The sequence below is a fragment of the Klebsiella sp. NPDC088457 genome, assembly GCF_044900465.1.
In the GTDB taxonomy this organism is placed as follows: domain Bacteria; phylum Pseudomonadota; class Gammaproteobacteria; order Enterobacterales; family Enterobacteriaceae; genus Klebsiella.
The window spans coordinates 38,073-63,806 of the sequence record NZ_JBJDNH010000017.1; the positions used below are offsets into that span (position 1 = coordinate 38,073).

Below are 25,734 nucleotides of genomic sequence, written 5' to 3' on the forward strand. Positions count from 1 at the left end.
GGAGTGTCCTATGTTGGCCTTTCTAAACCAGGTGCGTAAACCGACCCTGGATCTGCCGCTCGACGTGCGGCGTAAGATGTGGTTCAAACCGTTCATGCAGTCCTACCTGGTGGTCTTTATTGGCTACCTGACCATGTATCTGATCCGCAAAAACTTTAACATTGCTCAGAACGACATGATCTCCACCTACGGGTTGAGCATGACCCAGCTGGGGATGATCGGCCTTGGCTTCTCGATTACCTACGGCGTGGGTAAAACGGTGGTGTCCTACTACGCGGACGGTAAAAACACCAAGCAGTTCCTGCCGTTTATGCTGATCCTCTCCGCCATCTGTATGCTGGGCTTCAGCGCCAGCATGGGGGCCGGTTCAACCAGCCTGTTCCTGATGATCGCCTTCTATGCGCTGAGCGGCTTCTTCCAGAGTACCGGCGGTTCGTGCAGCTACTCGACCATTACCAAATGGACGCCTCGTCGTAAGCGCGGCACCTTCCTTGGCTTCTGGAATATCTCGCATAACCTCGGCGGGGCCGGCGCGGCGGGCGTGGCGCTGTTCGGGGCCAACTATTTGTTCAACGGTCACGTGATCGGCATGTTCATCTTCCCGTCGATTATCGCGCTGATTGTGGGTTTCATCGGCCTGCGTTTTGGCAGCGACTCCCCGGAATCCTACGGCCTGGGTAACGCCGAAGAGCTGTTCGGCGAAGAGATCAGCGAAGAGGATAAAGAAACCGAAGAAAACGCCATGACCAAGTGGCAGATCTTCGTCGAGTACGTGCTGAAAAACAAAGTCATCTGGCTGCTGTGTTTCTCCAACATCTTCCTCTACGTGGTGCGTATCGGTATCGACCAATGGTCCACGGTCTATGCTTTCCAGGAGCTGAAGCTGTCAAAAGAGGTGGCGATTCAGGGCTTTACCCTGTTTGAAGTCGGCGCTCTGGTCGGGACGCTGCTGTGGGGCTGGCTGTCGGATCTGGCGAACGGCCGCCGTGCGCTGGTGGCCTGTATCGCCCTGGCGTTAATCATTGCCACCCTTGGCGTCTACCAGCATGCCAGCAACCAGTATATCTATCTGGCGTCGCTGTTTGCTTTAGGCTTCCTGGTCTTCGGTCCGCAGCTGCTGATCGGCGTCGCCGCGGTGGGCTTCGTGCCGAAGAAAGCCATCGGCGCGGCCGACGGTATCAAAGGGACGTTCGCCTATCTGATTGGCGACAGCTTTGCCAAACTGGGTCTCGGGATGATTGCCGACGGTACGCCGATCTTCGGCCTGACCGGCTGGGCAGGGACCTTTGCGGCGCTGGATGCGGCCGCGATTGGCTGTATCTGCCTGATGGCCATCGTGGCGGTATGTGAAGAACGTAAAATTCGCCGCGAGAAAAAGAAACGCACTTTGCAGACCGCCTGAGGACTTCAGGTTCTGGTAACGTTGCCCGGCCTTGATGCCGGGCTTTTTTATTTCAGGCGTGATATGCCTGCCAGGCCTGGATGAAGCGCTGCGCTTTTTCCGCGGTTTCCGTCCTGGACTGTGCAGCACGATACAGATCGCTCCCTAATCCCGCCCCCTCACAACCGGCCCGGAGATAATCTGCGAGATTTGTCGCGGTGATGCCACCCACAGCGTACAGCCGGGTCTTCGACGGCAGTATTGCCCGAAGTGAGCGAATATAGCCTGGCCCGACATCGCCCGCAGGGAAGATCTTCAGCATGCTGGCACCATGCCTGAGGGCGGTCAACGCCTCGCTGGCCGTCAGACAGCCGATGCAGGTGGCCATTCCCGCAGATGTCGCGGCCTCGATGACGGAGATATCGGTATTGGGCGTAAGGATAAATTCGCAGCCCGCCTCTTTTAATATGGCGACCTCTCGCGGTGTGGTTACCGTACCGGCGCCGATTCGCATCCGGTCGCCGTAATGTTTTACGGCAAGCACAATACTTTGTTGCCAGCTGGGGGAATTAAGCGGGATCTCTACCTGCGTAAAACCCGCACGATACAGTTCCGCCATGTGCACCAGTACATCATCTGGGGTTACCCCGCGCAGGATGGCGACCAGAGGAAGAGAGTCAGGTGTGATCATGAAGAAGTCTCCTGATGCCGTTAAGAAAGGCCGCTTCACCGTTGAGGGGGCGACAGGTGAGGCCAAAAAGGGCAAAAACGCTTTGGTAACGCGCCAGTAGCGCATCGTTACCGACCAGAACTACGCTTTCCGTGGAGGAAATGGCGTATTGCTCGCACATCCTGGCGACTTCGTGGCCAATCAGCAGGCCAGAGAGGGCGCTATGCAGAGCGTCAGAAGGCAGGGCGCCGCAGAGCATACGTGCGCGCAGCGCAAAGGTTCCTCGCGACAGGCAGCACTCCTGGGCTCCCAGTCGCGCGCCATCAAGAAATGCCTGGCGATCTTCCCGATGCCCGTCTTGTGGTTGGGACAGCACGGAGTAGTGGCTTAACAAGTGAAAGAACTCCCCGGTCATGATGGTTTGAAAATCACCGATGTACTCCCTCTCCATGCGTACCCATTTGCTGTGGGTGCCGGGAAAGACATACCACTTCTCTGCATTCAGTGCGCCCAGGAGTTGCGTTTCTTCTCCACGCATCACGTTGAAATGTTCCGGGCCGTTGAGCTGGAGTCCGGGGACAATCCACACCGGTAAAGGCCCGGCATTTTCGACCGGCGTCAGGTTTGAGGAGAGCGCTGAAACGGATGTCGGACAGGGAATATAGGGCACGGCAAGCCAGCCGAGATTGCTACCGATCATGCCGCTCATGATGACAATGGTGTCAGGGGCCAGGGGATGTGGGCACCGTGAGAGGATGGTGAGCCAGAGCTCTTTAAACGCGCCCGGTCGGTGGTGGGTTACCCCTTCGCGACTACGATAGGTCCAGATCGTTTCACCTTGCTGGAATAGCCACAGGCGCAGATTGCTGCTACCCCAGTCCACGGCAATATAGTTTTGTAGATTGAACATCAAGCATTCCTGATGGATAAAACGGCCTGTTGCCAGGCCGTGGATGAGATAGTTACTGCTCTGAAATTTCCATTTTCTTATCGAAATTGATGCTCAAAGAGCAGACGAGATACCCCACCGCTGCGAGGGCGAAGAACATCATTGCGGCATAATAATTACCGGTGAATTGCACAAGGAAACCGATAAAAATCGGCAGGATGGCGGCGAACAGATTGCTGGTAAAGTTCATGGTGCCGCAGATCGTCCCCGCTACGGATTGAGCGCCAAGAAGACCCGGAATAGACCAGTAGACGCTTGCCCAACGCAGAGGGAACAGGGCGATAGTGAGCAGCGTAATCGCGACGCCTGGCGTACTGCTTTGCGCGCAAAGAAATATCCCTATGCCAGCAGTAATAGCTGAAATCGCCAGCATGGTATGCATAACGCGACTGGTTTTACCGCCTTTACTGCGCCATTTATCCATGATGTAGCCGCCGGTTAGTTGGCCGACAAAACACAGCAGGAAAATAATTGCCATGGCGCCACCCATAGACTTAATATCGAAGCCGTAGGTAGCCTGGAAATATAATGGCAGCCAGGTCATGAGACCATAGAAGACAAAGCTATAGCATACCCACCCACAAATTAACGCAATGACATTACGTTGTTTTAAATAAGGTTTGATATCTGCGAGACGATATTTTTTACCAGCGGTGGAATCTCCATTGGCTTCAGTAATATGATCCAGTTCAGCTTTGTTAATCCCAGGGTGTTCAGAAGGATAGGTACGAATATACCACCAGGCAATAAGACCTATAGCGATAGTCCCCACCCCGGCAATGATGAAGGCCATCCGCCAGGAGTCAAACTGAGCAATAAGCCCGGCAATGATGACGGCACCCAGTGCGGTACCTAACGGCGCGCCGCCATCCAGCAGCATTGAGCCGCGGCCGCGTTCAGTCGGGGTCAGCCAGGTCCCCATCAGTTTTGCGCCCGCGGGCATAATGGGGGACTCGGCGATACCCAGTCCAATGCGTGAAATTGAGAGGGTAAAAATAGAATGACAGAGGGCGGCGATGGCCTGAAATGCACCCCATAAAATTGTGGCGATAGCAATAATATTTCGGGCTTTAAATTTGTCAGCAATGACCCCGCTGGGTATTTGCATGAGCGCATAGGCCCAGAAGAATGCACTGTGAATAACACCAACAACACGCGTGTCGGTAATGCCGAATTCATCGGTAATATAGGGCATGGCAATGGATAAAGAGGTACGGTCAATATAGTTAATTGCTCCCAGAATAAGCATGACAATAAATATTCGCCATCTTACCGTTGTCGCTTTGAGCTTTTCTTCTTCAGTATGGACATTGACATGAGACATAGATGCTCCTTGCCATGCCCAATAATGAGCATGGCGATACGAGGTATTATAATTATCAGGGTAACTTACATAATGGAACCGATAGTCCAGGGAACAAACTCCTGGCTACCATAACCAAACTCTTCGCTTTTTGTTTTTTTACCGGACGCCATTTCAAGGATCATTTGATATAAACGTTCACCGACCTGTGCAATTGTCTCTTCACCTTCAACAATGGTGCCGCAATTAATATCCATATCTTCCTGCTGGCGTTGCCATAAGGTGTTGTTGGTGGCGAGTTTCAGGCTTGGGGTGGGTTTAGAGCCAAACGCAGAACCGCGGCCAGTCGTGAAGCACAGCAGATTTGCGCCTCCGGCAATTTGCCCGGTGACCGCAATGGGGTCATACCCGGGGGTATCCATAAATACGAATCCTTTTTCCGTTACCGGTTCGGCATATTCATAAACAGCGGTTAAATTTGTGGTTCCGGCCTTAGCAATTCCCCCAAGCGATTTTTCCAGGATGGTGGTCAGTCCACCAACTTTATTACCCGCTGAGGGGTTATTGTTCATCTCGCTCCCGGTACGGCGACAATAATCTTCCCACCAATGAATACGAGCGATGAGTTTTTCACCGACTTCACGAGTGACGGCGCGGCGGGTCAGGAGATGCTCAGCACCATAGATCTCTGACGTTTCAGAGAGGATTGCGGTACCCCCTTGCTGCACCAGTTTATCAACCGCGTAACCGAGCGCGGGATTGGCAGAGATACCGGAATAGCTATCTGACCCCCCACATTCAAGGGCCAGAATGATTTCTGCCGCGGGAATCGGCTCCCGTTGCACCCGGTTTGCCTGCGGCAGCATTTCGTTGATGAGCTCAATGCCCCTGGCAATAGCATGGCGGGTACCGCCGATCTCCTGAATCGTGAAGCTGTGCAGCATGGGACCATCGCTTAAGCCATGGGCGTTCATCATATCTTTGATTTGGCTGGATTCACATCCGAGACCAATGATGATCACGCCAGCAAAATTTACATGAGTGGCATAACCCGCCATGGTTCGACGCATGACCTCCATCGATTCGCTTTTTGAACCAATGGCGCAACCAAAACTTTGTGGTAGCGCGACAACGCCATCCACGTTGGGATAGTCGCCGAGACCATGAAGCCGAAAGTGATCTTCAATGGCTTTGACAACGGTAGCGCTGCAGTTAACTGAGCTCAGTACGCCAATGTAGTTGCGGGTTGCTGCCCGTCCATCGGCCCGGCGTATGCCCATAAATGTATCCTGGTGCCCGGCAGGCGGCAGGGTATGACAGTCTTCCCCCCAACCATACTCGCGCTCAAAATCGCCCATGCCGAGGTTTTGCATATGAATATGCTCACCACGACGAATAGACTGGGTAGCAAACCCGATAATCTGTCCGTAGCGTTTTACCGCTTCACCTGCGGCAATATCACGAATGGCAATTTTATGACCGGCGGGGATATCGCTGAGGGTTTTCAATTGTTCTTCAGGAAGCCAGGTACCGGCGGCGACCGGTTGTCTGGCGATGACGACATCATCTTTATCATTTAGTTTGAGTACAGGATTCGTGTTCATTGACATTGCTCTCTAAGAATTTATTGGCTAATGCGGGCCAGAACGTTTTTAACGTACTCCGTTTTCTCGGCATTGAGCGGCAGCGCTGGCGGTACCACGGCAGTAGAAATATCCAGGCCACTTAAATTTATTGCCGCTTTAATCACGCCAAAAAACGGTTGCTCAAGGGCATACAGCGGGGAAAGCCTGGCCAGCTGTTTTTGGTAAAGACCGGCAGAAGTCATATCGCCATCAAGGAACGCCTGGTAAATCCCGCGCGTAATCTGCGGCGCGAAATTAAACGTCGCGGGAATACCGCCGTGACCACCCAACAGCAGGGTATCCAGCATGTATTCGTCATAACCGCTAAATATGATGAAATCCGGGCGAAAAGCATGTACCCGATTGATGATTTCGCGGGTATGGCTGATGTTATCAATGGTGTCTTTAATACCAACGATGTTGGGCACGTCCCGGGCCAGACGCGTAATGACCTCAATGCCAATATCCTGACCGGTCAGTTCGGGAAAATTATAGAGAAATACGGGGGTGTTTAATGCGTCTGCGACCCGCTTATAATGGGTATAACGCGCTTCGTCACTTAATTTGGCATAATAGGGATTAACGACGAGTACGCCATCCGCACCATGCTGCTGGGCATGTAAACCCAGTTCAATGGTTTCCGCCGTACCGGCACAGGCGATACCCATTAGTACCGGGACCCTCCCTTTTATATGCTGGAGACAAAATTCAGCAATCTCTTTACGTTGGCAGTTCGATAAATGGCAAAACTCCCCGCCGCTGCCAAGGATCAGCACCCCGTCAGCGCCATTGGCTATCACATGATCCAGCATGCGGGCCATGCCTGGACGATCGAGTTCACCTTGTTCATTGACAATGGTTGGTACCGGTGGAAATACACCCTTAAATACGGCTGTCATTCTAACTCCTTTGTTCTATATATGGAACTAATGTTCTGTATGTTGAATAAAGTACAGCAAAACATCGCGCATTTCGTCAACGGTTTTTGTAGAACTAATGAACAATTGTGACTCGTGTCGTATTTAAAACGGAATGCCCGGCGGAGCCAGGGAGGTCACGGGTTTGTGCAAAAAAGCCTCATCGCGGAGAGAATAGAATGGGGTATACTGATGGGAGTGTATGAATCAAAAGATCAATTTGCGTATGAACAAGGATATAACAACACCGGTACCCGCCCTCGATAAGACAGTCAAAATCTGTAATTACCTGTTCAATTCGCCCGGCGCCACATTCAGCCAGATTCAGCAGGATTTGGGTTTACCGAAAAGCAGCACGTCCTCGTTGCTCAATGCGTTGGTTGATCACCATTTATTGCGCCTGGAGAAAGGGCGTTTTTTCCTCGGGCTAAAGCTTTATGAGTGGGGAAACCGCTCGCTGGAGCAGTTTGATATTCGCAACGTCGCGCTGCCTGTGCTGGAAAAGCTGAGAGAACAAACCGATCTGACCTGTCATCTTGGCATTCTTGATGAAGTCGCGCCGATCTATGTACTGAAACTTGAGAATACACAGCCAATCGGTATTCGTACCTGGGTGGGTAAAAAGCTGCCTCTGCACAGTTCTGGGGTGGGGAAAGCGCTATGTGCCTGGCTACCTGCAGAAAAAATAGACCAGCTGTTACCGGAAGAGAGGCTTCCGAGCTTTACCGCTACGACGATCACCAGAAAAACCCTTTTGATGCAGGAGTTTGCCAGGATTCGTGAGCAAGGGTGGGCATTTGACAACGCGGAAGATTCGCCGGGCATTTATTGTATTGCGGCTCCGGTCTTTAACCGTTCCCGGGAAGTGATTGCCGCGGTCAGCATCAGCGGCGTGGAGCTGCAAATGCCCAAAGAGCGCATTCCCCGATACTCCGTTCTGGTTCGCGAGGCATGCCAGGCTCTCTCGGCAAAACTGGTTTAATTCGCCCCACCTCGCGGAGCCGTTTCTCGTACCGAATTCCGTGATGCGCATCCGCTATTTTCGGCTGTTTAAGACAGCCGACTCTCATCATGGCTGGCCCCAGCCGCGATAAGTCACATTATGCTATGCCCGGGAGTCGACAGCGGGCAAATTCCCATTATGATAGTGGGGCTGCGGTAGAATGAGAGGAAGCATGATCTGGTTAGGATTGGCCACGCTGGTGGTAGTATTTGTTGTCGGATTTCGGGTACTTACCTCTGATTCACGCCGTGCTATTCGCCGCCTGAGCGAGCGATTAGGCATTACCCCGGTGCCGCTGGAATCGATGATCGATCAGCTGGGGAAAAGCGCCGGGAATGAGTACCTTCGCTATCTTGAACGTCCCAACGAAGCGCATTTGCAAAACGCAGCCCAGGTCCTGCTGATCTGGCAGGTTGGCATCGTCGATGGCAGCGAGCAGAACCTGCATTACTGGTATCGGCTGATGCAAAAATCCCGTCTGGCGGCTCCAGTTACCGATGCGCAGATCCGTCTCGCGCAGGGGTTTCTTCGCGAGCTGGAGCCAGAGCTGAGCGAGCTGGTGGCCCTGCAGCAGCGCTATAACGCGCTGTTTTTACCCGAGGACGGCGTTCACTGGCTGCACTGATTACCTAACCTGCCACCCGACATCCGATCGCGCAGCGGCCCGTTACTGGCGGGTTCCGGTTTATTCATGCCCGATAATCAAGCTTAAAGTTGTCAAAACGTTAAATTAGTCACAAACAAAATGTTACACTGCGCAACTTTTCCGCCATCCAAATTTGCAGGTAACCAATGACTCCTCTCAATGAAACCAGACAACATGCCAGTGAATTAACGCGGCCAAACTGGTCTGCGGTATTTGCGGTGGCCTTTTGCGTGGCCTGCCTGATTACCGTTGAGTTTTTACCGGTTAGCCTGCTCACGCCAATGGCCCAGGACCTGGGGATTTCCGAAGGGCTGGCCGGGCAGTCGGTCACGACCACCGCGTTTGTGGCCATGTTCGCCAGCTTGTTTATTACCTCGATTATCCGCAGCACCGACCGGCGCTATGTGGTGATCCTGTTTTCCGTTCTGCTGACGGTATCCTGTCTGCTGGTCTCTTTTGCTAACAGCTTCGCTCTGCTGCTGGTGGGGCGCGCCTGCCTCGGGCTGGCGTTAGGCGGTTTCTGGGCGATGTCCGCCTCGCTGACGATGCGCCTTGTCCCGATGCGGGTGGTGCCGAAAGCGCTGTCGGTCATCTTTGGCGCCGTGTCGATTGCGCTGGTGATTGCCGCGCCGTTGGGCAGTTTTCTGGGCGGCGTGATCGGCTGGCGTAACGTTTTTAATGCCGCGGCGGTAATGGGCGTGCTCTGTACCCTTTGGGTACTGAAGGTGTTGCCCTCTTTACCCGGCGAAGCGCCGCATCACCAGCAAAATATGTTTGGCCTGCTGAAACGGCCCGGCGTGATGGCCGGGATGTGCGCCATTTTCATGGCATTTGCCGGCCAGTTTGCCTTCTTTACCTATATTCGTCCGGTCTACATGACCCTTGCCGGTTTTGATGTCGACGGCCTGACGCTGGTGCTGCTGAGCTTCGGTATTGCCAGCTTTATCGGTACCTCGCTGTCGTCGATGATCCTTAAGCGTTCGGTGAAAATGGCTCTGACGGTTGCGCCGCTGCTGCTGGCGATTTGTGCGACGACGCTGGTGCTGTGGGGGGAAAGCCAGGTTGTGGCGTCGACGGTTGCGATTATCTGGGGCTTTGCTTTTGCGCTGATTCCGGTGGGGTGGTCAACGTGGATTACCCGCTCGCTGTCCGACCAGGCGGAAAAGGCCGGGTCGATCCAGGTGGCGGTTATTCAGCTGGCCAATACCTGTGGCGCGGCGGTAGGCGGCGTGGCGCTGGACCATCTCGGTCTGCTGTCGCCGCTGGTGATTTCCGGCGCGCTGATGCTGTTGACCGGGCTGCTGGTGGCGACCAAAGTTCGCGTGTAGCCCGTCGGCGATAAAACCCCGATCGCGTGACGCGGAGCGGGGTAGCGGCGGGGACCGGCGAGTGAAATCTACGGGCGTTCGCCCCGCGCCAGCCGGGCGTTAATCTCGACGATCACTCCCGGCAGGTCCGCCAGCGTATCGATAACATAATGCGCCCCGGCGGCGTACAGCTTTTCAGCCGCCTGCTCGCGGCGGGTGGCAATCTCTTCTGCCGTCATCGCCTGAAATGCCTGCCAGGTGGCGCCAAACTCGTTACCGGAAACCGCCAGACCCACGCTCCACATCCCGGCGTTCAGTCCTTCGCTAATCCCCGGCGCAGCGTCGTCCACCTTCACGCAGTGGGCGACGGCATCAATGCCGAGAGCAATCACGTTTTGTAGCGCCATCCATGGGCCGGGACGCCCGCCGGCCGCGAGATCATCGGTGGCGACCCAGTAGTCCGGCGCATAGCCCTGGGCGGCAGCGGCGGGCACCAGCTTTTCCATCACCGGGCGCGGGTAACCGGAACAGGAGCCAATTTTCACTCCTTCGGCGCGAAGTGCGGCAATGGTGTCGACAACACCGGCGATAGGGGTGGAAAAGTCGACAACTTTAGCGATTTGCAGCGGCATGAACGCAGCATAAATCGCCTCAATATCGGCGGCGGTCATCGAACGGCCGAATTTTGCCTGCCAGCGCGCGTCCACGGAGGGTAATTTACCCAGCGCTTCAATATGCTGCCACTTGCCAAGCCCCATCGGCACGCGGGCCTCGGCAAGCGTAATGTCGACATCAAACGCCTGATGGAAGGCCTCGACGAAAATTTGCGTCGGTGCGAAGGAGCCGAAATCTACGGTGGTGCCGGCCCAGTCGAGAATCAGTGCGGTAATACGGTTCATGGCGGTTCCTTAGTGTTTCCAGTACATGGCGTTGTCGATTGCCGTCAGCAGGGCGGTGATATCAGCGTCATACACTTCGCCGATGTTGCCGATACGGAAACAATCGCTCTGTGAGACTTTGCCCGGATAAATAACGAAGCCCTGCTCTTTAAGCTGCTGATAGAACGCTTTAAAGCGGTACTGCGGCGCATCCGGAGAGTAAAACGCGGTGATGATCGGTGAATGCAGGCTGTCGTCGAGCAGCGGCTGAAAACCGAGCGCGCGCATCCCGGCGACCAGACGGCGCTGGTTGGCGCTGTAGCGTCGGTGGCGTGCGGCCACGCCGCCCTCATCGGCCAGCTCTTTCAGCGCCTGGGCGAAGGCCAGCACGGTATGGGTTGGCGAGGTAAAGCGCCACTTTCCATGGTTGTCTTCCATACAACGCCACTGGGCGTAGAGGTCGAGCGACAGCGAGTGCGAGCGACCTTTGCAGGTTTGCAGTTCGCTCTCGCGGGCAATCACAAAGGCGAAACCCGGTACGCCCTGGATGCACTTGTTGGCAGAGCTGATCAGGTAGTCGATATTCAGCGCGGCAACGTCCATCGGGATGCCGCCAAAGCTGCTCATCGCATCAACGATATAGCGTTTGCCGTAGCGCTGCGCCAGCACCGCCACCTCGGCGATGGGGTTAAGCATCCCGGTGGTGGTTTCGCTGTGGACCATGGCGATGTGGGTAATCGCCGGGTCATCCTCGAGGATCTGCGCGATCGTCGCCACGTCCGGACGGGCCACTTCCCCGCAATCATACGCGTGGCAGGCGACACCCATCAGTTCCGCCATCTCGATCATTCGCGCCCCGTAGGCGCCGTTGCTGATAATCAGCACTTTGCCTTCGGCGCCGACGGCGCTGCCGAGTACCGCTTCGACCGCGTAGCTGCCGCTACCTTGTAGCAGGACGGAGGTGTAGCCCGCGTCAGGCGTTGCCAGCTCAACCAGCTGCTGGCGAATGGTCTGTACCACGCCGAGATTATAATCGTCGTCCCAGGTGCAGCTATCGAACAACATCGCCTCTTTCACCGTACGGGAGGTGGTCAGCGGGCCGGGGGTCAGCAGCAGGTAATTACGTGAAGTCATTTATCTCACCATTTGGTCTATACCAGATTGATTTTATGATGGTGATAATTGATGCAAAAGGTCAAAGAAAAGATCGCGCTGCAACAAAAAATTCATCTCCGTGGGTATAATGGCGCTATCAAATTTGTTTGCGAGTCAACATGAAATCACCCTCTGGCGAGATCCCGCAGTACCTGATGATTAAGGCGCAATTGCAGGCGCGTATCCAAAATGGCGCGTTGAAAAGCGGCGATAAGCTGCCGTCAGAGCGCGAACTGTGCGCGATCTTCAACACCACGCGTATTACGGTACGTGAGAGCCTGGCGCAGCTGGAGGCCAGCGGCGCGATCTATCGCGCCGATCGCCGCGGCTGGTTTGTGACGCCGGAGCGTCTGTGGCTGGATCCGACGCAAAACACCAACTTTCACAAGCTGTGCATCGAGCAGGGGCGCGAGCCGAAAACGGTCCTGCTGGACGGCCGGTTAACCGCGGTGCCGCTGGATGTAATGACGCCGCTGGCACTGCAGCCGTTCGATCGGGTTTACCTGCTGACGCGCCTGCGCTACGCCGACGGGCGGGCGATTTGCTATAGCGAAAACCACTGCCTGCCGGCCCGCGTTCCGGAGCTGCTGCGCCACGATCTGAACGGCAGTCTGACTGAGATTTATCACACCCATTACGACCTGATATATACCAGTATGCATTTGTCGTTCTATCCCACTTCGATGCCGCCGCAGGCTGCGGAAGCGCTGGGGGTAATGGAAGGGCGCCCGGCGCTGCTGCTGCGCCGTCTTAACTACGATCAGCACGGGCGTATTCTGGATTACGATATCGAGTACTGGCGCCACGATAGCCTGCGCATTGAAGTCGACACCCACTGATTTTGCTGATTTTTCCTCCCTGGACGACGGCATCGGCTGATTTTACGGCCTTCCGACGGCAGGTCGGGTGGAGAAACTGCCCTGCTTTCGGGATCACCCCGGCTCACGATGTTTAATTGCCCCGCCTTTAATCCATCCGACATATTCCGGTCATCGTTTTGTCATAAACCCCCGGTAGCGTGAAGGCAAATCTGGTGTAGACCAGAATGACCGACAACCCGATGAGGCTTACACGATGAAACTCTCCCGACTTGCTCTGCTGTCCGTTTTCGCACTGACCAGTTCCCCGGTTTGGGCGGATGGGATCGTCACGGTCTATTCCGCTGACGGCCTGCATGATGGCGACAACAGCTGGTATCAGAACCAGTTCGACGCCTTCACCAAAGCGACGGGCATCAAAGTGCAGTATGTGGAAGGCGGCTCCGGCGCGATCGTCGAGCGGCTGGCGAAGGAACGCACCAACCCGCAGGCCGACGTACTGGTGACCGTTCCGCCGTTTATCCAGCGCGCCGCCAAAGAAAATCTGTTAGCTGAGTTTACCCCGCAGGGTAGCGAGCGAATTCCCGGCGCCAATGCCCATTACTCGCCGCTGGTGAACAACTACCTGACCTTTATCTACAACAGCCAGCTGCTGAAAACCGCCCCGGCAAGCTGGCAGGCGCTGTTGGATAGCCGCTACAAAAACAAACTGCAGTACTCGACGCCGGGCCAGGCCGGCGACGGTACCGCGGTAATGCTGCAGGCGTTCCACAGTCTGGGCGGCAAGGAGGCGGGTTTTGCCTATCTCGGTAAACTGCAGGCCAATAACGTCGGCCCGTCCGCTTCTACCGGCAAGCTCACCGCGCTGGTGAACAAAGGCGAGCTGTTTGTCGCGAACGGCGATCTGCAGATGAATCTGTCGCAGATGGCGCGTAACCCGAATGTGAAAATTTTCTGGCCGGCGGACGATAAGGGCGAACGTAGCGCGCTGGCGCTGCCGTACACCGTGGGTCTGGTCCAGAATGGCCCGCAGAGCGAAAACGGTAAAAAGTTGATCAACTTCCTGCTGGATAAAGCGGCGCAAACCCGCGTCAGCGCTCTCTCCTGGGGCCTGCCGGTACGCAGCGACGTGACGCCGACCGATAGCAACTATCAGGCGGCAAAAGCGGCGCTTGACGGCGTGAAAAGCTGGGAACCGAACTGGGACGATGTGGCCGTATCGCTGTCGGCAGACATTGCCCGTTGGCATAAAGTGACCGACAGCGAGTAGGCCTGATGTTGATGAAAACGACTGCTTCCCGCTCCCCGTCGATGATGGGGAGCACTGGAATTACCCTCGACTCTCTGCGCGTTTCGTACCACGGCAACGTGGTGCTGAAGCCGCTGTCATTGACCATCGAACCCGGCGAAGTGCTGGCGCTGATTGGTCCCTCCGGTTCCGGCAAAACCACGGTACTGCGGGCGATTGCCGGGTTTGTACAGCCGGCGGGAGGGCGGATCCTGATTGGTGATACCGATGTTACCGGGCTGCCGCCGTACAAGCGTGGTCTTGCCATGGTGGTACAAAACTATGCTCTGTTCCCGCATATGAAGGTGGAAGATAACGTCGCCTTTGGCCTGCGCGCGCAAAAGCAGCCGCAAGCGCTGATTGCTGACAGAGTGAACGAGGCGCTGAAGATTGTCGGGATGGCGGACTACGCCACGCGCTATCCACACCAGCTTTCCGGCGGTCAGCAGCAGCGCGTCGCCATCGCCAGGGCGATTGCCGTGCGTCCGCGGGTGCTGCTGCTCGACGAGCCGCTCTCGGCGCTGGATGCGCAAATACGCCATAACATGGTGGAGGAGATTGCCCGTCTTCACCGCGAGCTGCCGGAGCTGACCATTCTCTACGTCACCCACGATCAGACCGAAGCCCTGACCCTGGCGGACAAGATTGGCATCATGAAAGACGGCTCGCTGATTGCCCACGGCGAGACGCATCAGCTTTATCATTATCCGCCCAACCGCTTTAGCGCCGAATTCCTTGGGCGCGCCAATATTCTGCAGGCCACGGCGCTGACCGATAGCGCGGGTCCTGGGCTGGTCAGCGTCAGCTGCGGCGGTGGATTGATTCATGCTTTCAGTCAGGGTGGGCAGCATGGCAATAATAAGCTGCTGTGTATCCGCCCACAGCATATGAGCCTGGCACCCCGCTCGGCGACCAGTAACCGGCTCAACGCCACGCTGACCTCGGTGCGCTGGCAGGGGGACTTGACCCATCTGCTGTGTGATGTTGCGGGTGAGGCGGTACGTATCGTGATGACGCACGTCAACCCGCTGCCGCGCGCGGGCGACAGGCTGGCGCTGTACTTTGAACCGAACGACGCGGTACTGATTGAGGTATCATGATGTCGCAGATGTTAACGCTTTCGCGCCCGGCGTTCAGCCTGCGCCCCTTCCTGTGGCTCCTGCTGCCGCTGCTGGTGCTGGCGAGCCTGTTTTTCTATCCGCTGCTGCTGATCGCCGAACAGGCGCTGCGCGATGCCAGCGGTCACCTGAGTCCCGAAACTTTCTGGCGGGTGATTGATTCCCGCCGTTTTATCAGCGCGTTGCTGAATACCTTACATATTGCGGTCTTTGCCACGCTCGGTTGCCTGGTTCTGGGCAGCGTCCTGGCGCTGATTCTGGTGTTTATTCCGTTTCCCGGCAGCCAGCTGATTAGCCGGGTGATTGATACTTTTATTGCTCTGCCGACCTTTCTGATCACGCTCGCCTTTACCTTTATTTATGGCTCTGCGGGGTTACTGAACGGCACGCTGATGTCGTTGTTGCATGTCGAACTGCCGCCGGTGGACTTCCTCTATTCCATCAACGGCGTGATTCTGGCGGAGATCACCGTTTTCACGCCGCTGGTGATGCGCCCGCTGATGGCCGGGCTGCGGCAGATTGATAAAAGCCAGCTGGAGGCGGCGAGCATTCTCGGGGCCCATCCGCTGCGGGTGATTGCCCAGGTGATCTTCCCGGCGGCGCTGCCGGCGCTGATGGCGGGCGGCAGCCTGTGCCTGCTGTTGACCACCAACGAGTTTGGGATCGTGCTGTTTATCGGCGCGAAAGGGGTGAATACCCTACCGATGATGGTCTACAGCAAGGCCATTCTGGAGTCCGATTACAGCGTGGCCTGCACGATCGCGCTGATTAATATTCTGCTGTCGCTGGGGCTGTTTATGCTCTACCGGCTGGCCGCCGCGCGTACCGGCGTAAGGAGCTAACGATGTTAATCTGGTCGCGCAAAGGCCGTGCTGCGGCGGGAACCCTGGCGGTAGTGCTGTTTGCCGGGTTCTTCTTCCTGCCGCTGGCGGTGATTTTGATGTCCAGCCTTAGCCAGCAGTGGAACGGTCTGCTGCCGTCCGGGTTTACCTTCGGACACTTCGTAAATGCGTTTCGCGGCGCGGCCTGGGATTCGCTGTTCTCAAGCCTGGTGGTGGGCTTTTGCGCCAGTCTGTTCGCCCTGCTATGCGGCATGTGGGCGGCGCTGTCTCTGCGTCAGTTCAGCGCCCGGTGGCAAAAATATCTCGGGCTGGCGTTCTATCTGCCCAGTGCGATTCCTTCCGTTTCAGTTGGGTTAGGCATACTGGTGGCCTTCAGCCAGGGACCATTGCAGATGAACGGCACCTTCTGGATTGTGCTGGCGGCGCACTTCGTGCTGATTTCGGCGTTCACGTTCAGCAATGTCTCCACCGGGCTGGCGCGTATTTCGCCGGATATTGAAAGCGTTGCCTCCAGCCTTGGCGCATCGCCGTGGTATCGTCTGCGTTACGTTACCTTACCGCTGATGACGCCGTGGATGATCTCCGCGCTGGCGTTGAGTTTGTCGCTGTCGATGGGCGAGCTGGGGGCCACGGTTATGATTTATCCGCCGGGCTGGACGACGCTGCCGGTGACGATTTTCAGTCTTACCGACCGCGGCAATATTGCCGACGGCTCGGCGCTGACCATCGTGCTGGTGGGTGTGACGCTGCTGCTGATGATTAAGCTTGAGCGTATCGCCCGCCGGATGAGCCCGAAATAACGTCATCCCCGGCGGCGGCATGCTGCGCGGAGAGCTTATTATTCCGTAGGGCGCAATTCGCTCTTTGACCCCTGGCCCGCGGCCTCTGCGCCGCGGGTTTTTTATGCCTGATGTTTTGTTGCCCACCTCACAATATAAACAGAACTCATACCTGCCGTCGGTTTTTTGAACCGGACAGCGCCCGGTGACTGCCTTAAGTTGAATAGCAAAGTTCGCCATAAAAAACACAAACCAGAACATTCGTACCGCCTGCTTAAGGAAGTCACCCTATGAATCACTCTCGTGTAGTCGATGTGAAGTCGTGGATCGATGCCCGACCGATCTCACGTTTTCAGTGGAACGTCCTGCTGCTGTGTTTTGTCATCATTATGCTTGATGGCTATGACGCGGCGGTGATGGGTTTTATCGCCCCGGCTCTGATTGAAGACTGGGGCATCAGCCGGGCAGAAATGGGGCCGATCCTCGGGGCCGCCATGTTTGGCGTGGCCATCGGCGCGCTGGTTGCCGGGCCGCTTTCCGATCGCTACGGTCGCATGCGTATTTTACTGTGGTCGGTGGCCTTTTTTGCTCTCTTCAGCCTTGCCGCCGCGCTGGCGCAGAGCCCGTCACAGCTGGCGCTGATGCGCTTTCTTACCGGGCTGGGGCTGGGAGCGGTGATGCCAAACTGCGTGACGCTGGTGGCGGAATATATGCCCGAACGTCGTAAGGGATTGATGATCACACTGATGTACAGCGGCTTTAACGTCGGCTCCGGGCTGGGGGGCTTTATCGCCGCGGGTCTGCTGTCGCATTACAGCTGGCATTCGGCGCTGATCTTCGGCGGCGTACTGCCGCTGGTGGTGCTGCCATTCATGGTCGTCATGCTGCCGGAGTCGGCCATGAATATGGTGGCGCGTCGCTTACCGGGTGCGCATATTGCCCGGGTCCTCAACCGTCTGGGCGGCAGCTTCGATAGCAGCACCGTCTTTCAGCTCAATGCGCCGCAAATTTCACGGCGTAGTAAGGTAGCGCAGCTGTTCCGCAACGGCTATGCGCGCGGCACGCTCGCCCTGTGGCTGACCTATTTTATGGGGCTGTTTGTGATTTATCTGCTCAACGGCTGGCTGCCCACTATTTTACGTTCTGGTGGATTGTCGTTGCCGCAGGCGGCGATTATCACCGGCCTGTTCCAGCTGGGCGGCCCGCTGGGGGGCATCCTTGTCGGCTATCTGATGGACCGCGGCTCGGCAAAAGCGGTGATTGCGGTGACCTATTTCCTCGGCTGTATGTGCCTGTTAACGCAAGGATTGATGGACTTCGGTTCGGCGGCCCTGGCGGTGCTGATCTTTATCAGCGGTATGTGCATCAACGGCGCGCAGAATGGCCTGCAGGCATACTCTCCGGCCTACTATCAAACTGAAATTCGCGCCACCGGCGTTAGCTGGATGCACGGCATTGGCCGTAGCGGAGCGATACTTAGCTCTACCCTGGGTGGCGTGATTATGCTCGCCGTACCGGGCCACTCTTCAATATTTTTGGTGCTGGCGCTGCCGGCCTGCCTGGCCGGGGGCGCGATTTTACTGCACCGTATGAACCACCACCCTAAGCCTCGGGAAACAGAGGCGGATCTGAGCGCGCTGTCGCAAACGTTGCATAACCGATAAGTGGAGTTACCTTATGGCCAGAATACTCGGCGGGATCGCCGTTTCTCATACCCCGACCATCGGCTTTGCCGTCGATCATCACAAACAGCAGGAAGCGGCATGGGCACCTATTTTCCAGAGCTTTGAGCCGCTGCAGATCTGGCTTGATGAGAAAAAACCGGATGCGCTGGTCTATATCTTCAATGACCATGTGACCGCCTTTTTCTTCGATCACTACTCGACGTTTACGCTCGGGATTGATAACGAATACGCTGTGGCAGACGAAGGGGGAGGCCCGCGCGATCTGCCGCCGGTAAAAGGCGATGCGGCGCTCTCCAGGCATATCGGCGCGAGCCTGATGGCGGACGAGTTTGATATGTCGTTCTTTATGGACAAAAAGCTCGACCACGGCCTGTTCTCTCCGCTCTCGGCGCTGCTGCCGTGGCAGCAGGAAACGGGATGGCCGACGCGGGTGATCCCGTTGCAAATCGGCGTGTTGCAATTCCCGGTGCCCAGCGCCCGGCGCTGCTACAAGCTTGGCCAGGCGCTGCGCCGGGCGATTGAAAGTTACCCGGAAGATATCAACGTGGCGATCGTCGCGACCGGGGGCCTGTCGCATCAGGTGCATGGCGAGCGCTGTGGTTTCAACAATCCACAATGGGACGCGCAGTTCGTTGATATGCTGGTTAATGATCCGGAAAAGCTGGCTGAAATGACGCTTGGCGAGTACGCCACGCTTGGGGGGATGGAAGGGTCTGAAGTGATTATGTGGCTGGTCATGCGCGGCGCGCTGTCGGCTAACGTGACTGAAGCCTGGCGTGACTACTACCTGCCGTCAATGACCGGCATCGCCACCCTGATTCTGGAAAATAATGCCCGCACTCCGCCGGTGGATACCCTCAGTCGCCATCGTCAGCATATGGCACAGCAGCTGGCTGGCGTGGAAAAGCTGCCGGGGACCTATCCGTTCACCCATGAGCGTAGCCTGAATAGCCTGCGGTTGAACAGTTTCCTGCACCAGCTGATTCAACCCGCCTGGCGCGAGCGTTTTCTCAAGCAACCGCAGGCGCTATACGCCGAAGCGGGGCTGAGCGAAGAGGAGCAACGTCTGCTCGACGCGCGCGACTGGCGCGGGTTGATTCAGTACGGCGCCAGCTTTTTCCTGCTGGAGAAAATGGGGGCGGTGGTGGGCGTATCTAACCTGGATATCTACGCCGCCATGCGCGGACAGACGCTGGAAGAGTTCCAGAAAACGCGAAATCAGCAGGTGACTTACTCGGTGGCCGGAACCCGTTGACCTTGCGCGACCTGCTGCTGGATAAAGCTGAGTAGCGCCTGGGTCGCCGGCGACGGCAAACTTCCCGCGCGGAAGGTGAGCCCGATGCGGCGGGTGGTATCCGGCAGCTGCACCGGCAGTACGGTCAGCAGGCCATTGTCGATTTCGAAACACATCTGGCTGGCGGAAACTGCCGCCAGCATATCAGAGTCGCGTAGCAGGCCGCGCACCATCGCCGCATCTCCTGTCTCCACGGTTGGCTGCGGCAAAGGTAATCCCAATGTCAGAAACGCCCGCTCCAGCAGGCGTCGTGCCGGAGCATTCGAGCGCGGCAGTACCCATTGCGCGGCCGCTAGCTGACTCAGTGGATTGGGGTGGCGAAGCAGCGGGTGCTCATTGCGCAGAAGAATCAACATCTCTTCCTCAAACAGCGCCTCGCAGCTCAGGTCGGGCAGCTCTTCATCCTGACGCAGCGCGCCGATAATAAAATCGATATGTCCCGCGCGCATGTCGGAAACCAGCGACTCATATGGACTTTCGTTGGTCATCACCATAATCCCCGGATGATGCGCCAGAAAGGCGCGAATCGCCGCAGGCAGTAGCCGGGTACGGCTGAGCGGCAGGGCGCCGATGCGTACGCTACCCTCAAGCACCCCCCGACGGGCGGCAAGATCGCTCCAGATATTCTCCAGCTCGTTGAGTGCCCGGCTGATGGGCGGGTACAGCAGATCTGCTGCTGGCGTCGGCCGGACGCCTTCCGGCGTCCGGCGAAACAGGGCGGAATCGGCGCCTTTTTCCAGAATTTTCAGCGCTGCGCTGACCGCCGGCTGGGTGATACCCAGCTGCGTGGCGACGGTCTGCGTGTGGTTGACATGGTAGAGCTGCAGGAAGATCTCCAGCCGCCGGGTATTAAACAGCCAGCCGGCGTCCGGCAGCGCAGATGAGGCGCGGGCTTTCAGCTTGTGCAACAGGGCGGGAATCGCCTGTAAATCACCGATCGCGCGCAGGGCGCGCGGCAGAATACATTTACCGTACTCTGTCGCCACCATCCCGCTGTAGTGGCGCTCGAATAGCGTCACGTTCAGCGCCGCTTCCAGATCGCGGATTGCCCGGGTGATCGCCGACTGTGTACGAAATAAATCATCAGCGGCACGCGAGACGCTGCCGCGCTGAGCGACCTGGCAGAAGAAACGTAGCTGCATGATATTTATCGTCTTATCGTATTTTCTCTTCAACATTCTGTACCAGGCGCCAGGTTGTGAGCTTTCCTACAACATAAATAAAAATCATAGCCTTCGCAAGTTAACGAATTACCCGCGGACCCCGGGACATGACAAGCTGAAAAAAACAACAGAGGAAGCCATCATGTCTCATCCGCATAGCGAAAAAAGTGCCCTTGTCGTCAGCGCCCACTCCGCCGATTTCGTCTGGCGCGCTGGCGGGGCGATTGCCCTGCACGCCAGCCAGGGCTACCAGGTCCATATTGTCTGCCTGTCGTTCGGCGAGCGTGGCGAATCGGCCAAATTGTGGCGCAAAGGCAATATGACCGAAGAGACGGTGAAGCAGATCCGCCAGCAAGAGGCGCAGGCCGCCGCCGATATCCTCGGCGCCAGCGTCGAGTTTTTTGATATCGGCGATTATCCTCTGCGCGCCGATCAAGAGACGCTGTTCCGCCTGGCCGATGTGTATCGTCGCGTGCAGCCGCACTTTGTCCTGACTCACTCGCTGCAGGACCCTTACAACTACGACCATCCGATGGCCTCTAACCTGGCCCAGGAAGCGCGCATCATTGCCCAGGCGGAAGGCTATCGTCCCGGCGAAAAGATCGTCGCCGCGCCGCCGGTTTACTGCTTTGAACCACACCAGCCGGAACAGTGCCACTGGCAGCCGGATGTCTTGCTGGATATCACCAGCGTGTGGGAAAAAAAATATCAGGCTATTCAGTGTATGCAGGGCCAGGAGCATCTCTGGGAGTACTACACCCGGGTTGCGCTGCAGCGCGGCGTGCAGGCGAAACGCAATATCGGCATCACCGCCGCCCGCGATATCGTTCACGGTGAAGCATATCAGAGCATCTTCCCTCGGGTGACGGAGAATCTGGCATGAAGCTATTGAATAAAAAAGGCATTGTTATCCGTAATCTGCCGCGCCTCGACGCGGCGACGTTACAGCAGTTTGCAACAGCTGGGGTGGCAACGATTCATGAAGCGCACGATCGGCAGGGGTTGATGGCTCCAGCCATTCGCCCGATTCTGCAGGGCGTCAGCCGGGCGGGGAACGCCGTCACGGTGCTGGTGACGCCGGGCGACAACTGGATGTTCCACGTGGCGGTCGAGCAGTGTCGCGCGGGGGATATTCTGGTCGTGGCCCCGACCTCGCCCTGCGGCGATGGCTTCTTCGGTGACCTGCTGGCAACGTCGCTGCAATCACGGGGCGTGATCGGCCTGGTGGGCGATATCGGGATCCGCGACTCGCATACCCTGCGAGAAATGGGCTTTGCCGTGTGGTCGCGCCAGGTCTATGCCCAGGGGACGGTGAAAGAGACGTTGGGATCGGTCAACGTCCCGGTAGTCTGCGCCGGGCAGCTGGTTACCCCCGGCGATGTGGTGGTGGCGGATGACGACGGCGTCGTGGTCGTACCGTATGCACAAGCCCGCGCGGTGCTGGCAAAGGCGGAAACCCGAATGGCTAATGAAATGGCAAAGCACGATCGGCTGCGCGATGGCGAGCTGGGGCTGGATATTTACGCCATGCGTCCGCGTCTGGCGGAAAAGGGGCTGCGTTATTACGACAATGCGGACGATGTGGAGGGCTAAGATGGCGCAACGCAAGATACCCTGCCTGCTGATGCGCGGCGGTACCTCGAAAGCCGCCTGTTTTCTGGCGGACGATCTGCCGTCAGACCCCGTGCAGCGCGATGCGGTGCTGCTGGCGGCGATGGGCTCGCCGGACGTCAGACAGATTGATGGCATCGGCGGCGGCGATCCGCTGACCAGCAAAGTGGCGATTATCCGCCGCTCCGCGCGACCAGACGCTGACGTCGATTACCTGTTTGCTCAGGTTAACGTCGATAGCGCAGTGGTCGACTACGGGCAGAACTGCGGCAATATTCTCGCCGCCGTTGGGCCGTTCGCGATTGAACGCGGCCTGGTGGCCCACGCGGCGCCGCTGACCCAGGTGCGAATCTTTATGGAAAACACCGGTCAGACGGCCATCGCTGAGGTGCCTTGCGATGAAGACGGCGTGGAGTATGCGGGCGGGACGCGCATTGACGGGGTACCGGGATATGCCAGCCAAATCGTACTGAATTTTCTTGATGTCGCAGGTTCCAGCTGCGGCGCGCTGCTGCCAACCGGGAGCGCCATTGACCGCTTCGACGGTATCGAGGTGACCTGCATCGATAACGGGATGCCGGTGATTTTGTTGCGCGCCCGCGACCTTGGGCGAAGCGGCTATGAAACCCGCGAACAGCTGGATAGCGACAGCGAGCTGAAACAGCGGCTGGAGTCGATACGCCTGCAGGCCGGCCCACGAATGAATCTGGGTGATGTTGCCCGGCGTACGGTACCGAAAATGACCCTGATCGCCGAGCCGCGCGACGGCGGCGCGATTGCCAGCCGGACCTTTATCCCTCACCGCTGCCACGCGTCGATTGGCGTATTTGGCGCAGTCAGCGTCGCCAGCGCCTGCCTGATCCCCGGTTCGGTCGCCGAGGGGCTGGCGCGGGTGGGCGACAATCCGCTTATCAGCGTTGAGCACCCCAGCGGCGAGTTCAGCGTTGCCCTGCGGCGCAGCGCGCAGGGTGAACTGGCGGGCTGCGGTCTGCTGCGTACCGCCCGCCTGCTGTTTTCCGGCGAAGTCTGCATTCCGGCCAGGGTCTGGCCGCGTAAGGAGCAATGATGACGGCAATAACATTTATTGGTTTCGGCGAAGCTGGCGGGATTCTGGCGGGTGATTTGGCACGGGAAAATGACGTTACCATCTGGGATCGCAAGCTTCAGGGCGCAGAGCGCGCAGCGATGCGGGAAAAAGCGCATCTGGCAGGCGTCCGGGTTGCGGACTCGCTTGCCCAGGCGCTGGAGGGGGCAACGCTGATCTTTTCCACCGTGACCGCCGGCTCGGCGCTGGAAGTCGCGCTGGCAGCAGCCGAATACGTACGTGAAGGCCAATTTTTCCTCGATTTGAACTCGGTAGCGCCTGAAACTAAACGTATCGCGGCCAATCGCTTTTTGCCCGGGGCCTATCTCGATGTGGCGGTAATGGCGCCGGTACCGCCGGCGCGGCTGAGAACGCCGTTGCTGATTGGCGGCGTGCAGGCTCGCGCGCTCGCGGAACGCTTAGGCGCCCTGGGGCTTAGCGCTCGTTACGGCGCGGATGACGTGGGCAAGGTGTCGGCCATTAAAATGTGCCGGAGCGTCATGATCAAAGGCCTGGAGGCATTGACGACCGAATGTCTGTTCGCCGCCCGCGAATATGGAGTGGAAGAGCAGGTCCTGGCGTCGCTGCATAGCAGTTTCCCATCGCTGGGCTGGAACGACGAGTTTCCGGGATATCTGATTAGCCGGGTGGCTGAACACGGTATTCGCCGCGGTGAGGAGATGGAAGAGGTCGTGAAAACGCTACGTGACGCAGGCGGGGCGGGGCTGATGAGCCGGGAGACGGCACAGGCGCAACGCCAGCTGCCGCAGAACATGGCCGCACGCGGCCTGAACTATACGCAGCTGGTCCCTTTCGACTGGAAAGCGCTGGCCCTTAAGCTGAAGTGATTACTGATTACTTCGCCGGGCAGCCGATCTTCCCGATTGCTGCCTGATACTGCTTCTGGTTATTACGCTCTTTCGCCAGCGTCGCCTCGCGGACGTATTCCTGGTTTTGCTTCGACGCGAGGACTTTATTGGCAAAGTCGGTATCGCTGAGGGTGGTCGCCGGGGCGCATTTTTCCTTCACCGCCGTCAGCACCTGCTGCTTTTGTTGCTCGAACTGCAGACTTTGCAGAGGTGATTCGGCCCAGGCCGCCGTCGCGCTCAGGCTGGCGATCAGACACACAATCCAACACGCTTTCATCGACTTCTCCTTAAGTAGTGGCTTCAGTCAACTATATGCGCAGGAGGCGAAATGCGCAAATTGGTCGGATATTAAATCTTTTAAAATCAGTAGATTGACTTTATCCTACCCGAACCCGCCGCCGGGAATCCACGGCGATCAGCACCACCGATGAGAGAATCAGTAACGTGCCGAGCCAGTCCGGTAGCGTAAAGGTGATGCCCAACAACAGGAGCGAGAGCAGGGCGCTGCTCAACGGCTCGGCGCAGCTGAGAATACCTGCCTTCGCGCCGCCAATCATCTGCGCGCCATTTAAATAGAGACTGAAGGTCAACGCGGTGCCAATGACCACCAGATAGAAGAACGCCAGCAGCAGACGGCCGTTGACCACAAAGCTGGCCCCCTGGCCGCCATAGAACGGCAGCAGCATCGCCCCGCCCAGCAGCATACTCCAGCCGACGATCGGCAGGGTGCCGTAACGGGCGATAAGCGTTGACGGCCAGGTGGTATAGAACGCGGCGGCAAAGGCCGAAGCCACCCCCCAGAACAGCGCTGCGGGCGATATCGACAGCGTGGTCGGATTGCCATGGGTGACCAGCAGGAACGTCCCCGCCAGCGAAGTGCCGATGGCGGCCAGTACCAGCGGCCCAGGCCGCGTTTTACGCGCCAGCGCAAACCAGGCGACGATGATCGTCGGCGACAGGAACTGCAGCACCGTCGCAGTGGCGGCGTTCGATTTTTCAATGGTCATCAGGAAGGTGAACTGCACGGTCAGGGCGCCGAACAGCGAAAAGATCAGCAGGCTGATGGCGTCTTTACGGTTTCGCAGGACGCGGAAAATTCGGTCGCCGTGGACGAAAGAGAGCATCAGGAGAATCAGGCCCGCGAACAGCAGGCGCGTCATGGTCAGATACGGCGACGACATCTGGCTTTGCTGCATAATGTACTGCGCGCAGACGCCGGAACTCCCCCATAGCACGGCGGCTATCAGAACGTTCAGCATCCCTTTTTTGCTGGAGCCCATCTTTTCCTCAGGTGAAATAGCGCAAAACGGGCATCATAGCATGCGCGAGGCCTAAGCGCCGGGCAGGAA

The 25,734-nt window shown here is 57.5% G+C and carries 25 protein-coding genes; 15 read left to right on the forward strand and 10 right to left on the reverse strand.

Features of this window, described 5'->3' with window-relative positions:
• Positions 1-10 precede the first annotated feature (10 nt).
• Positions 11-1,402, forward strand: a complete 1,392-nt coding sequence (uhpT, locus tag ACI2JR_RS12720; RefSeq protein ID WP_132729174.1) for a hexose-6-phosphate:phosphate antiporter — start codon at positions 11-13, stop codon at positions 1,400-1,402.
• A gap of 52 nt (positions 1,403-1,454) precedes the next feature.
• Here the strand turns inward: uhpT and ACI2JR_RS12725 are convergent, their stop codons facing one another.
• The 5 genes from ACI2JR_RS12725 to ACI2JR_RS12745 form a co-directional block, all read right to left on the reverse strand.
• Entirely contained in the window at positions 1,455-2,072 is a 618-nt protein-coding gene (locus ACI2JR_RS12725) for a 2-dehydro-3-deoxy-6-phosphogalactonate aldolase (RefSeq protein WP_132729176.1), read from the reverse strand.
• Positions 2,059-2,961 carry a 2-dehydro-3-deoxygalactonokinase gene (locus tag ACI2JR_RS12730; protein WP_462478690.1) on the reverse strand — a complete coding sequence of 301 codons (903 nt, stop codon included), beginning with the start codon at positions 2,959-2,961 and terminating at the stop codon, positions 2,059-2,061. The genes ACI2JR_RS12725 and ACI2JR_RS12730 overlap by 14 nt, the downstream gene beginning before the upstream one ends.
• 52 nt (positions 2,962-3,013) lie before the next feature.
• Positions 3,014-4,324: an MFS transporter gene (locus tag ACI2JR_RS12735; RefSeq protein WP_132729180.1), complete on the reverse strand. Its 1,311-nt coding sequence runs from the start codon at positions 4,322-4,324 to the stop codon at positions 3,014-3,016.
• Positions 4,325-4,389: 65 nt separating this feature from the next.
• Positions 4,390-5,907, reverse strand: a complete 1,518-nt coding sequence (locus ACI2JR_RS12740; protein ID WP_462478691.1) for a UxaA family hydrolase — start codon at positions 5,905-5,907, stop codon at positions 4,390-4,392.
• Positions 5,908-5,927: 20 nt separating this feature from the next.
• Positions 5,928-6,827: a dihydrodipicolinate synthase family protein gene (locus ACI2JR_RS12745; protein ID WP_132729184.1), complete on the reverse strand. Its 900-nt coding sequence runs from the start codon at positions 6,825-6,827 to the stop codon at positions 5,928-5,930.
• 244 nt (positions 6,828-7,071) lie between these two features.
• Here ACI2JR_RS12745 and ACI2JR_RS12750 point away from each other — a divergent pair, with 244 nt between their 5' ends.
• From ACI2JR_RS12750 to nepI, 3 genes are all read left to right on the forward strand, one after another.
• Positions 7,072-7,827 carry an IclR family transcriptional regulator gene (locus ACI2JR_RS12750; RefSeq protein WP_462478692.1) on the forward strand — a complete coding sequence of 252 codons (756 nt, stop codon included), beginning with the start codon at positions 7,072-7,074 and terminating at the stop codon, positions 7,825-7,827.
• A gap of 193 nt (positions 7,828-8,020) precedes the next feature.
• Complete coding sequence (locus ACI2JR_RS12755) at positions 8,021-8,473, forward strand: DUF1198 family protein (protein ID WP_132729188.1); 453 nt, start codon at positions 8,021-8,023, stop codon at positions 8,471-8,473.
• Between the two features lie 167 nt (positions 8,474-8,640).
• Positions 8,641-9,822, forward strand: coding sequence for a purine ribonucleoside efflux pump NepI (gene nepI, locus ACI2JR_RS12760; RefSeq protein ID WP_132729190.1), 1,182 nt, complete (start codon positions 8,641-8,643; stop codon positions 9,820-9,822).
• Between the two features lie 68 nt (positions 9,823-9,890).
• On the opposite strand, the gene phnX is transcribed toward nepI, so the two are convergent.
• Together phnX and phnW are read right to left on the reverse strand one after the other, a co-directional pair.
• Positions 9,891-10,700: a phosphonoacetaldehyde hydrolase gene (gene phnX, locus ACI2JR_RS12765; protein WP_462478693.1), complete on the reverse strand. Its 810-nt coding sequence runs from the start codon at positions 10,698-10,700 to the stop codon at positions 9,891-9,893.
• Between the two features lie 9 nt (positions 10,701-10,709).
• Positions 10,710-11,813 carry a 2-aminoethylphosphonate--pyruvate transaminase gene (gene phnW, locus ACI2JR_RS12770; protein ID WP_132729194.1) on the reverse strand — a complete coding sequence of 368 codons (1,104 nt, stop codon included), beginning with the start codon at positions 11,811-11,813 and terminating at the stop codon, positions 10,710-10,712.
• A 140-nt stretch (positions 11,814-11,953) separates the two neighbouring features.
• On the opposite strand from phnW, the gene phnR reads away from it, so the two are divergent.
• From phnR to ACI2JR_RS12805, 7 genes are all read left to right on the forward strand, one after another.
• On the forward strand, positions 11,954-12,673 hold the full coding sequence (gene phnR / locus ACI2JR_RS12775) for a phosphonate utilization transcriptional regulator PhnR (protein WP_132729195.1): 720 nt from the start codon (positions 11,954-11,956) through the stop codon (positions 12,671-12,673).
• Between the two features lie 235 nt (positions 12,674-12,908).
• Entirely contained in the window at positions 12,909-13,922 is a 1,014-nt protein-coding gene (phnS, locus tag ACI2JR_RS12780; RefSeq protein ID WP_132729197.1) for a 2-aminoethylphosphonate ABC transporter substrate-binding protein, read from the forward strand.
• 5 nt (positions 13,923-13,927) lie between these two features.
• Positions 13,928-15,040, forward strand: coding sequence for a 2-aminoethylphosphonate ABC transport system ATP-binding subunit PhnT (gene phnT / locus ACI2JR_RS12785; protein ID WP_462478694.1), 1,113 nt, complete (start codon positions 13,928-13,930; stop codon positions 15,038-15,040).
• Positions 15,040-15,900 (forward strand): 2-aminoethylphosphonate ABC transporter permease subunit, encoded by an 861-nt coding sequence (gene phnU, locus ACI2JR_RS12790; protein ID WP_132729473.1) that lies wholly within the window; start codon positions 15,040-15,042, stop codon positions 15,898-15,900. The genes phnT and phnU overlap by 1 nt, the downstream gene beginning before the upstream one ends.
• Positions 15,901-15,902: 2 nt before the next feature.
• Entirely contained in the window at positions 15,903-16,700 is a 798-nt protein-coding gene (gene phnV, locus ACI2JR_RS12795; protein ID WP_132729201.1) for a 2-aminoethylphosphonate ABC transport system, membrane component PhnV, read from the forward strand.
• Positions 16,701-16,969: 269 nt separating this feature from the next.
• A complete protein-coding gene (locus ACI2JR_RS12800) occupies positions 16,970-18,343 on the forward strand; it encodes an MFS transporter (RefSeq protein WP_462478695.1) in 1,374 nt (457 codons plus the stop codon).
• 13 nt (positions 18,344-18,356) lie between these two features.
• The gene (locus ACI2JR_RS12805) at positions 18,357-19,619 is read left to right on the forward strand and encodes a gallate dioxygenase (RefSeq protein WP_132729205.1); all 1,263 of its coding nucleotides are present in this window, start codon (positions 18,357-18,359) and stop codon (positions 19,617-19,619) included.
• On the opposite strand, the gene ACI2JR_RS12810 is transcribed toward ACI2JR_RS12805, so the two are convergent.
• Positions 19,595-20,836, reverse strand: a complete 1,242-nt coding sequence (locus ACI2JR_RS12810) for a LysR family transcriptional regulator (protein WP_132729207.1) — start codon at positions 20,834-20,836, stop codon at positions 19,595-19,597. The genes ACI2JR_RS12805 and ACI2JR_RS12810 overlap by 25 nt on opposite strands.
• 127 nt (positions 20,837-20,963) lie before the next feature.
• On the opposite strand from ACI2JR_RS12810, the gene ACI2JR_RS12815 reads away from it, so the two are divergent.
• From ACI2JR_RS12815 to ACI2JR_RS12830, 4 genes are read left to right on the forward strand one after another with little or no spacing between them, the layout of a single operon-like run.
• The gene (locus ACI2JR_RS12815) at positions 20,964-21,704 is read left to right on the forward strand and encodes a PIG-L deacetylase family protein (RefSeq protein WP_132729209.1); all 741 of its coding nucleotides are present in this window, start codon (positions 20,964-20,966) and stop codon (positions 21,702-21,704) included.
• A complete protein-coding gene (locus ACI2JR_RS12820; protein ID WP_462478696.1) occupies positions 21,701-22,414 on the forward strand; it encodes a 4-carboxy-4-hydroxy-2-oxoadipate aldolase/oxaloacetate decarboxylase in 714 nt (237 codons plus the stop codon). The genes ACI2JR_RS12815 and ACI2JR_RS12820 overlap by 4 nt, the downstream gene beginning before the upstream one ends.
• 1 nt (position 22,415) lies before the next feature.
• The gene (locus tag ACI2JR_RS12825) at positions 22,416-23,498 is read left to right on the forward strand and encodes a 4-oxalomesaconate tautomerase (protein ID WP_132729213.1); all 1,083 of its coding nucleotides are present in this window, start codon (positions 22,416-22,418) and stop codon (positions 23,496-23,498) included.
• Positions 23,498-24,364, forward strand: a complete 867-nt coding sequence (locus ACI2JR_RS12830; RefSeq protein WP_462478720.1) for a DUF1932 domain-containing protein — start codon at positions 23,498-23,500, stop codon at positions 24,362-24,364. The genes ACI2JR_RS12825 and ACI2JR_RS12830 overlap by 1 nt, the downstream gene beginning before the upstream one ends.
• A 7-nt stretch (positions 24,365-24,371) precedes the next feature.
• Here the strand turns inward: ACI2JR_RS12830 and ACI2JR_RS12835 are convergent, their stop codons facing one another.
• Positions 24,372-24,662, reverse strand: coding sequence for a YicS family protein (locus ACI2JR_RS12835; RefSeq protein ID WP_132729215.1), 291 nt, complete (start codon positions 24,660-24,662; stop codon positions 24,372-24,374).
• Between the two features lie 100 nt (positions 24,663-24,762).
• Positions 24,763-25,665: an EamA family transporter gene (locus ACI2JR_RS12840; protein ID WP_165905698.1), complete on the reverse strand. Its 903-nt coding sequence runs from the start codon at positions 25,663-25,665 to the stop codon at positions 24,763-24,765.
• Positions 25,666-25,734: the final 69 nt, after the last annotated feature.

Bases quoted from the DNA above. Each gene is read 5' to 3' on its own strand.
- uhpT (WP_132729174.1), top strand. From the start codon at position 11: ATGTTGGCCTTTCTAAACCAGGTGCGTAAACCGACCCTGGATCTGCCG.
- ACI2JR_RS12725 (WP_132729176.1), bottom strand. From the start codon at position 2,072: ATGATCACACCTGACTCTCTTCCTCTGGTCGCCATCCTGCGCGGGGTA.
- ACI2JR_RS12730 (WP_462478690.1), bottom strand. From the start codon at position 2,961: ATGTTCAATCTACAAAACTATATTGCCGTGGACTGGGGTAGCAGCAAT.
- ACI2JR_RS12735 (WP_132729180.1), bottom strand. From the start codon at position 4,324: ATGTCTCATGTCAATGTCCATACTGAAGAAGAAAAGCTCAAAGCGACA.
- ACI2JR_RS12740 (WP_462478691.1), bottom strand. From the start codon at position 5,907: ATGAACACGAATCCTGTACTCAAACTAAATGATAAAGATGATGTCGTC.
- ACI2JR_RS12745 (WP_132729184.1), bottom strand. From the start codon at position 6,827: ATGACAGCCGTATTTAAGGGTGTATTTCCACCGGTACCAACCATTGTC.
- ACI2JR_RS12750 (WP_462478692.1), top strand. From the start codon at position 7,072: ATGAACAAGGATATAACAACACCGGTACCCGCCCTCGATAAGACAGTC.
- ACI2JR_RS12755 (WP_132729188.1), top strand. From the start codon at position 8,021: ATGATCTGGTTAGGATTGGCCACGCTGGTGGTAGTATTTGTTGTCGGA.
- nepI (WP_132729190.1), top strand. From the start codon at position 8,641: ATGACTCCTCTCAATGAAACCAGACAACATGCCAGTGAATTAACGCGG.
- phnX (WP_462478693.1), bottom strand. From the start codon at position 10,700: ATGAACCGTATTACCGCACTGATTCTCGACTGGGCCGGCACCACCGTA.
- phnW (WP_132729194.1), bottom strand. From the start codon at position 11,813: ATGACTTCACGTAATTACCTGCTGCTGACCCCCGGCCCGCTGACCACC.
- phnR (WP_132729195.1), top strand. From the start codon at position 11,954: ATGAAATCACCCTCTGGCGAGATCCCGCAGTACCTGATGATTAAGGCG.
- phnS (WP_132729197.1), top strand. From the start codon at position 12,909: ATGAAACTCTCCCGACTTGCTCTGCTGTCCGTTTTCGCACTGACCAGT.
- phnT (WP_462478694.1), top strand. From the start codon at position 13,928: ATGTTGATGAAAACGACTGCTTCCCGCTCCCCGTCGATGATGGGGAGC.
- phnU (WP_132729473.1), top strand. From the start codon at position 15,040: ATGTCGCAGATGTTAACGCTTTCGCGCCCGGCGTTCAGCCTGCGCCCC.
- phnV (WP_132729201.1), top strand. From the start codon at position 15,903: ATGTTAATCTGGTCGCGCAAAGGCCGTGCTGCGGCGGGAACCCTGGCG.
- ACI2JR_RS12800 (WP_462478695.1), top strand. From the start codon at position 16,970: ATGAATCACTCTCGTGTAGTCGATGTGAAGTCGTGGATCGATGCCCGA.
- ACI2JR_RS12805 (WP_132729205.1), top strand. From the start codon at position 18,357: ATGGCCAGAATACTCGGCGGGATCGCCGTTTCTCATACCCCGACCATC.
- ACI2JR_RS12810 (WP_132729207.1), bottom strand. From the start codon at position 20,836: ATGTTGAAGAGAAAATACGATAAGACGATAAATATCATGCAGCTACGT.
- ACI2JR_RS12815 (WP_132729209.1), top strand. From the start codon at position 20,964: ATGTCTCATCCGCATAGCGAAAAAAGTGCCCTTGTCGTCAGCGCCCAC.
- ACI2JR_RS12820 (WP_462478696.1), top strand. From the start codon at position 21,701: ATGAAGCTATTGAATAAAAAAGGCATTGTTATCCGTAATCTGCCGCGC.
- ACI2JR_RS12825 (WP_132729213.1), top strand. From the start codon at position 22,416: ATGGCGCAACGCAAGATACCCTGCCTGCTGATGCGCGGCGGTACCTCG.
- ACI2JR_RS12830 (WP_462478720.1), top strand. From the start codon at position 23,498: ATGACGGCAATAACATTTATTGGTTTCGGCGAAGCTGGCGGGATTCTG.
- ACI2JR_RS12835 (WP_132729215.1), bottom strand. From the start codon at position 24,662: ATGAAAGCGTGTTGGATTGTGTGTCTGATCGCCAGCCTGAGCGCGACG.
- ACI2JR_RS12840 (WP_165905698.1), bottom strand. From the start codon at position 25,665: ATGGGCTCCAGCAAAAAAGGGATGCTGAACGTTCTGATAGCCGCCGTG.